This is a genomic window from Microcystis sp. LEGE 08355 (genome assembly GCF_015207185.1).
Lineage (GTDB): Bacteria > Cyanobacteriota > Cyanobacteriia > Cyanobacteriales > Microcystaceae > Microcystis > Microcystis panniformis.
Window position 1 is genome coordinate 1 of sequence record NZ_JADEXI010000137.1, and the last position, 9,488, is coordinate 9,488.

Below are 9,488 nucleotides of genomic sequence, written 5' to 3' on the forward strand. Positions count from 1 at the left end.
TGAGTAATTCCTCAAAGCCAGAAAGTTGCTTTCTCGAACAAGATAATAGTCATGGACGAAAAATATCAAGAAAAATAGAAGTTTTTAAAGTGAATAAAAATGAAAGACAAGGGTTTGAAAATCTGCGAAGAGTTATTAAAGTAGAAAGAAAGGGTAGTCGCGGGGATAAAACCTATGAAGAAACAGCTTACTATATCAGTAGCCTAACTGAATCCGCTCAAGTATTTGCTAAAATTATTCGAGGACATTGGAAAATAGAAAATCAGTTACATTGGGTAAAAGATGTAATTTTTGAGGAAGATAAAAGCGAAATCAGTGATTTTCAAGCGGCCAGCAATTGGTCAATTCTCACAACCATAGGATTGAATCTTTTCCTTTGGGTTTTCTCTCAATAACAGAGGGACAGAGGTGGTTAGCTGAACGTTGGGAAAAACTGATAGTTTTATCGATGTAAGAAGCAGAAAAATTAGCTAAATTAACAGGATGTACTCTCAGACAATTTCAAGAGAGATAGGCTTTTAGTGGCTTGGGAAAAGGCTTTATCAATCTATTCATAATAAATATTGGCAGAGGATTAAAGATTAGTTATTGTGAGTAACTCTTTTGGTTAGAGAAAGATAAACTAGAGAATCTTCAGTCAAATTTATTGACTCAAAATCCGCTGTACTTAATTTAAATGAATCAACCCTACCTTAGCCCCCCCTTGATAAGGGGGAATCTGACAATTTTTAAAACCTACCTACTTAGGCATATTTTAACATATTAGCCATTCATTTCTTACTCAAGCTTGAACATTGAAATAATCGTAATTTTTGATCATTTTGGTTCTCCGTTACTTGGTATGGTTCGATAGGGGGGCATAAATCGACTAAATCCTTATCTGGCAAAAGACTTAATTGATTAGTTCGCTCTAGATCAAAAATAATTGACAAAAATCGCTAAATGCCTTTCTCTATAAGGGTTACATCCCTTATAACCCCCGTCCATTGCATAACACAAACCGAAGAGCCATCATTTTTTGGGGGGAGAGTTGGCAACTCTCCCGACTTTGGTGGACTGGGGACTTTTCAAGGTAAAGCGACAAACTGCTCACCGGAGGGAGTCGATCGCACTTGAATTAAGACCGGTTGACCAACGCGATCGCCAGTATTGGGATCAAAGCTAATTTTTCCGGTGGCTCCTGTTTGATGAAAACTGCTGGAACGCAGCCTGGATTGTAGGCCCTGACGCTGAGGATTTTCCCTTAAACCGGCAATAATCACCCGTGTAGCGTCAAAACTGGTGGCTGTGCGCCAACTAACCGGACCGCGCCACTGTTCCTGCATAAGATTGGCAAAAGTCTGGTTAACCGAGGGGTGCCAGGGTGCGGCAAGGGTTAAACCTTGGGCGTTTTTGCCGCCATCTTCGAGGGTGCGAATATTGTAGAGGGTGGGACTACTAAACAGAGGCAAACGCTGACGATTGAAGCGAATAACCTCAAAAACGGGATCGAGACGATCAACATGAGCAACGACAAATAGGCCCTTAGCACCCCCAGAAATCGCCTGATTAAGGGCTTGATCGGCCTTAAAATTGGGGACACTCAGATCACAGACAATCGGCACAATTTGACCGCCTTTTTTCGCCACATTAGCCATCAACTCATCTTTAAAGGAAACATTATCGGGAGCTTGAGAATCGTAGCAAAAAGCAATTTTCTGGACTTTAGCAGTATTTACTATGTAATTTGCTAATTTTTCCGTAATTTTGCCGTTAGAAGTCACCAGACGAAAGATATAATTTCCCGCACCGGAGAGATTATTAGCCAGGGAGGTGGGAGAAATCATCACCAAACCGCCTTTTTCGTAGATAGGAGCGGCGGCTAAACTGGCATCGGAGGCATTATGACCGATAACAGCGATAATATCGGGATTTTTGACTAATTCACTGGCTACCTCTTTCGATATCTGCGGCTGATTATCGTCATTAACCACGATAACCATCAGTTTTCTGCCGTTGATCCCCCCCTGTTGATTGATCTGGGTTTGTGCGCTGGCGACTCCTCGCAATATTTCCTGAGCGACGTTGGGATTAGTTGCAGGCACAACAACGGCGATTTTAAAGGGATTTGAGCCAGTTTGCAGGTTGCTGAGATAAATTACGCTTTCGGGATCGTTGGGACGTTGAGCGAGGGATTTTTGCAGGAGTCCCTCTGCTTCTTGGTGATTACCTTGGACAATAGCAGCGATCGCTGATTCTTTGGCTGCGTTAGAATTAGTTTTGATCAGCAGATGATTGCCGTAACTGATGCGGTGATTATCATCGACTTTTGGGGCAAATATTGCCGAGATTTGGGGAAAAAGAAACCAACCGATCAACCCCAGTAAAACATAGGAAATTGGCGGTAAGCTCGCTTTTTTGCCAGTCTTTGTCATTGCTTTACTCCTTAACTTTGCTGATTGAATTCGGCTAAACGGCGGTTAATTTCGTCATCAAGGCTTAAGAAATCGATTTCTTGAGCTAATTTCTCGCTATAGTTCTCGCTTAATTCACTATAGACGTTTTCTTTTCGATAACGGTTGTTAATCGCTTCATTGGCATCCTCAAAGCGATCGCGGGAGGTATTGAGGTTGAGACTACTGTCAAATTCGTTTATTTTACCTAAAGCCTCATTCATGGAACTAATCGCTTTTAATTTGCTCATTTCTAACTTATAATGCTCGATTTTTTCCTGCTCTTTACGAAGTTTTTCCTTAGCAGCAATGACCACTTTTTCCGCATTATCGACCCGATCTTTCATGGCGGGTAGAATTTTTTCTAGGGAGATAACCTTAGCCATAGCAAGTCTTGCCGCTTCTTGAAGGCCCTTTTTTTGAGCGGTGACAGCCTGCTGCAAGTAGTTTGTGTGTTCCTGTTTTTTTGCCTCGTATTGTGCTTGGGCTGATTGCTGGGCCGCTACTACTTTCGCCACCGATTCTGTTAATTCCGCTAGGGATTTTTGCATCGATTCTAGGGATTCTCTGGCCGATTCTACGGCAATTTTGCCGCCGGATTCGATGGGAATACCCCACAACCAATTCCAGATGGCAACGAGAGAATTTCCTGCCTTATCACCGATCAGCCAAAAAATCAAGGCTTTTGGGGTTAATTTTTTTAACAATTTCATGCCGTTTGTCTCCTAGAGGTATTACCTGTTAATTAGGAGTGATGGCCAACTTTGATGCAGTAGATAAGGTTAAGTTTTGTAAAAAGTCTTGACAAGGATAGGAAGGTTTAGAGTGGACCGGCAGATTTAATGGGAGCGAGGGGGACAAATTGACCATTTTTGACCTGTAGAATCAAGTAGCGGCGATCATCAGGATTATTATTCATGTTGCGGACACCATTCTGATCAAATGTAACAGTGCCAGTCATTCCTTCGATAGAAAAATCGTTTCTTAAAACTTGATTTAATGATTCTCGATCAAATTTTTGTCCTTGTTGGGATAACTGTCGCAAAGCATAGAGGATAACTTTAGTTGCATCGTAGGCCATGGGAGTGCGCCAAACATTGATCTTATTTTGCCAAAAACTGTGGATATAATTATCTTGTGTGAGATCATACCAAGGCACGGCGATAACTAAATTTTCTACCCCCTGTTTACCTTCTGCAAGGGTGAGATAACTTTGAAAAGTGGGGGAACCTAAAGTTACTAAGTTTAACTGTTCTGCGGGACGTTGCTTAAAGATATTAGCGGCTCTTTTGAGATCGTTAATATAGGGAGCAATCATGAGAATATTTACTTTATATTGAGCAATTTTTTGATAAATTTTCTGTTCATCTAAATTAATTTCTGGTTCGATATTGCAGTCAAAATCTCCATCTTTAACAAGTTTTTGCAAGCTCTGACCTCGGAGAATGTTTTTATATTTTTCAGCGAAGTTATAATTATCTCCAGAGCGATTATCATAACAAATTAAATTATTAGGTTTTTGGATAATTAGCTTGTCAGTTTGTTCGCGGATATATTCAATTAGGGTTGTGGCAAAAGTTTCCATCTCAGGAACCATTTTATACATATAGCTATCACTGGAGATTTTCGAGGAAAAGCTGGTGGGAGATAGGGCAACAATTTTCCCTTGTACATAGATATCTTTGGCCGCTTCACTAGCAGCAGAAGCATTATGACCAACCACTGCTATAATTGACGAATCTTTAACAAATTTTTCGGCTCGATCTTCGGCATCTACGGCGCTATTATTATCATTAGCGACCACTACCTGTAGCAAGTGAAAATCGGGGTTTTTGGCCTGTTCATCGTTTAACTCTTGTTGGAATAAAGCAATACCTCGTAAAATTTCCTCAGCAATTTCTGGATTATTACCAAGAGGAACACTGGTGGCAATTTTTAAGGGATTTCTGTCTTGATAGGCCGCACGAGCGTTATTATAATAGATGCGAATCTCTGGATTATTGGGCAAGCGATCAAGGGATTGTTTAAAAAGCTTAATTGCTTGTTTATATTCTTGGTTTTTAAAAGCTTGTCTTCCCTGTTCAAGACTGTTATCTTGTCGGTTTGTCTCTAATAATATTTCTTCACCCAAGCTAATTTCTGGGTATTTACTAGCATCATCGGAAAATACTCCTCCCCAATATAAAATTGATAAAGTTACCAGAAGACTTAAAATAAATAACAGAGCTTGTTTCCAGCGACTAGATAGACGTAATAACCTTTTATTTTTAGGTAAAATCAACGGTGGTTCTTCAGGATTTTCTATCAAAAGAGGCAGCAAAGAAGAACCAGCAGCATCATCATTAAATTGGTGTAATTTTAATTCTTGCCGAGCGATTGTTAAGGATTCTTGTAGAGATTTATGTCCAAGAAAATTGGGAAGAAAAACTTCTAGAAATCTCAAAGCAACCCGCACAGCTATCGGTTCTTTCATAACAATAATATGGGGTACTCCGATATTAGCCAACTGACGACCAATACCCAACCCATCGCAGGAATTACAGATAACAAGTTTTAAGCCTTTTTTAACAGCTATTTTTAGGGAATCTCTTAAGTTATCGTCAGCAGATAAAGCCGTATCATTATCAATAATAAAAACTCCATCGTGTCCGTCGCTACTGGTTTGACTATGACCTAAATAAACTACAATATCCCATTGATTTTTGATCAACTCATGGCGAATATTTTTAGGTGAAAGAGACTCTTTTAAACTAGGACTTAAGATTTGCATAGAAACCTTATCTGGGTTTCCTAGTAACGTTTGTAAACTGGATAAACACAGGTAATTATTATCGTTTTCAATGTCAATATTACCCAAAATTACTAAAACATTAATCGGATAAGTAAAAGTCCGTTTTACCGGGGGAACTCGCTGGATAGTAAGAGCAATTTCCACATCAGGACTCACTCCAGGTAAAAAATTCCAACACTCCCAGGGAATTTGTTGTAAATCAAAGTGGGTAGTTTGGATAAAAAATCTTACTTCTGACTTAGCACCTATATGGAACAAGATATGATTTTGTATTGAACTCAGAGAACTGGAATTTAGCCATTCATTTAAGCTATCTTTTAAAGTTTTAGTAGCTTGTTTCAGGTTTTCTCTAGGATTACCTACCGCTGCATGGGTGATCATACTATGAGGAACAGTAATTCCTAAACTGGGTTGACTTTTTACCCAATGATAATAAGCTCGACGATAATTTTGCAAAGCGGTAGCAATGTCAAGGTTAGGGACTAATCTACCCTCCGCAAAAGGTGCTATCAAGAGATGATTGTCACGAATTTCTAGAGTGACGGAAAATCCCGTTTCAAAACTGCCATCACCAATTTTCAGAATCACAACTCTGCTCATGTCTCTACCCTTGACATTTTCTGCTATCTCTATTAAATCCTAAACTGCTCGGTAATGCTACTATCCCCTAAACTTAGGTTAACATTAAAGCGATCGTCGGCATCAGCTAGAAAATAAAGTTGCAGATAGCTATCTAAGGGTTTCTCCCTTGCTATTGCCTCTAAACTGGGGATTAATTGGCCTATTTCATCGCTAATTTGCAAAGATAAACCGGGGGGTAGCTTGGCAAAATTGTCCATGGCATAGGCACGAATTAAGACAGCAATTCTCTGGTCACTGGTCGATAAAACTCCCACCATTAAAGCGATTTTATAACCCATTAATTGACTACCCACATCGAGCATTTTACGGATAGCAGCATTGGGATAATGAGGATCGATATTCCAGAGATATTCGGCCGCTTGCCAGCGAATAGTTTCATCTTGGGTTTGATGTTGCAGTTTTGCTAAAGCTTCCTGTGGGGTTAAATGTTCCGAAAATTCCACCTCTTTTTGACTAGCATACAGTTGTCTAATTTCTCGCTGAATATCTGCTGGAGATTCTCGGCTGCTGAAAAAATCAGCAGCCAACAAAAAACCCAGATTAATTGGACGATAACTGTCGATAGTGCTGAGGATTTCCTGCCATTTCTCTGTAATAATTCCCTGTAACCATTGACTAAGTTTAGTGGGAATTATTTCTAGACGCTGCTGATAAAGTTTTTCTCGCCATTGCTGATTATTCAACAAAGCTAACCACTGCTGACAACTAATATCTAATCTCGGAGAATAGGGTGAAACTTTACCTAACTTTTTAATTAAATTTTCTGCTGTTGCTGGCGATAAATTTGCTAAAGATTCCAGCTTTCCTTTTTCACTCTCTCCCTCTAAACAACTCTGCCAAAGAATATCTAAATCATCAATAATTTGCTCACTGTCCAAATAATATTGATGGTAAATTGGATCGTATTCTGCGAGATTTTTAACATCTTTTCTGGATATAAAACCCCAGATATTGAGGAATTTTTCTGCTAAATCTACCTGCACTCCTAGATAAAAATCCGCCGCTAAATCTGGAATATCAACCCATTCTTGCTCTATTGTCAATCCCTCAATGTCAATAGTTTGACTGGGAATAGTAGTCACTTTTTTATCTTGAATTTGCCAAGTAAAACCGTTAACAAACTCCCAAAGATACTGATGGTTTTTAGGTGTTATTTGAAGAGAAGAATCAAGATTATCTTTCAGCCAATTGCTTAAGCATATTTGGACTAAGTAATTAATCAAAGCCTGATTTTTGGCGGTTTGATTAGAATATTGACCGAGAATCGATCGAGCTTGTTTAATCTCTGTTTCTGAAAAAGTTAGCCAAAGGGATTTCGGGTTAATTTGTTGCAAAATATCGAGGTTGACTTTCATGGTATCTCCTAACAGATTAGTTTTGAGTTAAGTAGGACTGAAAAAAATATTCTAGATAAGCATCGATCTCTTGTTTTTGCCGAGATTGTAATTTAATCTCATTTAACAACTTAGGACAATCTTTGCCTTCCCTTGCACAGAGTAGCTGATAAATTTTTTTACATAATTGGGTTATTTCTCGACTAATAGTAGATGGATGAACTCCCAATCGATTAGCGATCTGTACCTGCGTCATCTTTTGATGATAGTAATAATATACAATCTGTTTAACTTCATCCTCAAGAGTGATTAATAGCTTATTAATATCTTCCTGGATTTCTTGCTGTTGTAGTAAATCGTTACTTGGCTTCTTGCTGGGTAGATTTTCCCAAAAGTAATTGCTATCATGGTCATAATTATTAGGCTCAAATTTAGAGTAAGGAGGATCGATGTGATTACGCATTATCTCCCCTATTTGATTGAGTTTTGCTTGCACTTCCTCAACGGTGAGAATAACTTGCGGTTGTAACTGATGCAAGCGATCGATTACTTGTTGCCAATCTTCCTCTTGCCACTCATCCAATGATCTAATAGAAGCTTTTTTAACCTCTCGAAAACAGTTAAATATTAGCAGATGATTCTCGTTAAAGATACCCGATGCTCGTAAAACTTTTTGAATTTTATTTGCACTAAAAAGACTGACTATACCGAGATTAGTCCTGCCAATAGTTTTATACTCTCCTCGCAGAAAATTATAGAGAGTATTTCTCAATTTTTTATCTGTCCATTTTTCTAAGATTAAGCGAAAAAATCCAGGTTGGGTCTTTTTATCCTGAAAGTTACCGTAAAAATTGCTAGGATTGTTGGTGATTGCCGTGGCAAGCAAATTCAGCAAATAGTAGAATAGGGTTTCATAATCAGCATCGATCCGATGGCCAACATTTTGATAGACCCTTTGAGTTACCATAGAGGAGCGATATTGTAAAAAAACCATCCAATGGGACTTGACTAATTGGTTATTAGGATCATTCTGTAACCATTGCCACAGATAAACATATACCGCTTCATCATTGGCCACGCTTCTGGCGATCGCATTGATCGATCTTCTTAATTGTGGCACTTCGTACCAGAAAACTCGATCGCCTTCAATGGCCTTAATAGTAGTATAAAAGTACCTAACGCTCATCTCTATCACCGGCTACAGGTATCTGCTATCTGATTAGGTAAAAACCGAGGATTTTATGCAAGAGTAGCAAACAAATTGAGCGATTGCCTTGCCAAGCGCACCTCTTTCTCTGACAATAGATGAGGGACTGATGAGAAATTATCAGTTATAGTGAGACAGCCTTAGCAAACCAGTACAAGACCCATAAATTCACTCTGAGCTGCCACAAATAGCCGTCATATCAACTTCTAGGACAAAAATTAGGAATGCGAGTAACTTTTACCGAAAATCAGGGTTTTAGAAAGGAATTGAATAAACGGGTTGATGCTTATTTTACCGAAAACGGCATCCCCACCAGAGATAATTTTGCCATGTACCTGAAGACGATCACGATTTTAACTTGGGTAATTGCCGCTTGGCTATTTGTGCTTTTTGGTCCGGATATCTGGTGGCTGAAAATTATCGGTTGCATGGTTTTAGGAGGAGGATTAGCAGGGATTGGTTTTAGCATTGGTCATGATGCTAACCATGGCGGCTATTCTAGTAAAAAATGGGTTAATTCTCTCCTTGGCATGAGCTACGATTATATCATCGGTACTTCCAGTTATCTCTGGCGTTTTCGTCATAACTATCTCCATCATACCTACACCAATGTTTTAGGGTACGATGTGGAAATTCACGGCGATGGTATCGTGCGAATGACTCCCCATGCCGAGCATAAATGGTATCATCGTTATCAACATTTATTTATCCCGATTCTCTACGCTATAATTCCTATCTATTGGTCATTCTCCGATGTGCGCTCTATTCTCTTTGGTCATCGTTTTGGCGAGATTAAAATTCCCAATCCTAAACCGATCGATCTATTCGTTTTATTGAGCGGAAAACTTGTTTATCTCTTTTGGTTTATTGGCATTCCTCTCTTAGTTGGTTATAGTCCCCTAGAAATAGCGATCGGTTTTCTCATTACTTTTATGACCTATGGAGTGCTTGCCTGTCATGTATTTATGTTAGCTCACGTTTTGGAACCCGCCGAATTTATTCAACCCTCGGCAGCTAACCAAATCGAAGACGAATGGGCAATTTTTCAAGTGCGAACTACCGTAGATTTTGCTCCTAAAAAT

The 9,488-nt window shown here is 39.2% G+C and carries 6 protein-coding genes and 2 pseudogenes; 2 read left to right on the forward strand and 6 right to left on the reverse strand.

Features of this window, described 5'->3' with window-relative positions; genetic code table 11:
- Window positions 1-454: pseudogene (locus tag IQ242_RS09325) on the forward strand (ISAs1-like element ISMae8 family transposase); the annotation flags it as partial.
- Window positions 455-770: 316 nt separating this feature from the next.
- On the opposite strand, the pseudogene IQ242_RS26045 reads toward IQ242_RS09325, so the two are convergent.
- The 6 genes and pseudogenes from IQ242_RS26045 to IQ242_RS09350 form a co-directional block, all read right to left on the reverse strand.
- Window positions 771-992: pseudogene (locus IQ242_RS26045) on the reverse strand (hypothetical protein).
- A gap of 75 nt (window positions 993-1,067) precedes the next feature.
- Window positions 1,068-2,414, reverse strand: a complete 1,347-nt coding sequence (locus tag IQ242_RS09330; RefSeq protein WP_193959773.1) for an ABC transporter substrate-binding protein — start codon at window positions 2,412-2,414, stop codon at window positions 1,068-1,070.
- Window positions 2,415-2,425: 11 nt separating this feature from the next.
- Window positions 2,426-3,145, reverse strand: a complete 720-nt coding sequence (locus IQ242_RS09335) for a PspA/IM30 family protein (protein WP_193959774.1) — start codon at window positions 3,143-3,145, stop codon at window positions 2,426-2,428.
- Window positions 3,146-3,252: 107 nt separating this feature from the next.
- Window positions 3,253-5,823: an ABC transporter substrate-binding protein gene (locus IQ242_RS09340; RefSeq protein WP_193959775.1), complete on the reverse strand. Its 2,571-nt coding sequence runs from the start codon at window positions 5,821-5,823 to the stop codon at window positions 3,253-3,255.
- A 32-nt stretch (window positions 5,824-5,855) separates the two neighbouring features.
- Window positions 5,856-7,220 (reverse strand): DUF1822 family protein, encoded by a 1,365-nt coding sequence (locus IQ242_RS09345; RefSeq protein ID WP_193959776.1) that lies wholly within the window; start codon window positions 7,218-7,220, stop codon window positions 5,856-5,858.
- A gap of 16 nt (window positions 7,221-7,236) precedes the next feature.
- Window positions 7,237-8,385 (reverse strand): helix-turn-helix domain-containing protein, encoded by a 1,149-nt coding sequence (locus IQ242_RS09350; protein WP_193959777.1) that lies wholly within the window; start codon window positions 8,383-8,385, stop codon window positions 7,237-7,239.
- Window positions 8,386-8,630: 245 nt separating this feature from the next.
- Between IQ242_RS09350 and IQ242_RS09355 the strand changes: the two genes are divergently transcribed.
- On the forward strand, window positions 8,631-9,488 hold an 858-nt coding region (locus tag IQ242_RS09355; protein WP_193959778.1), incomplete at its 3' end, for a fatty acid desaturase.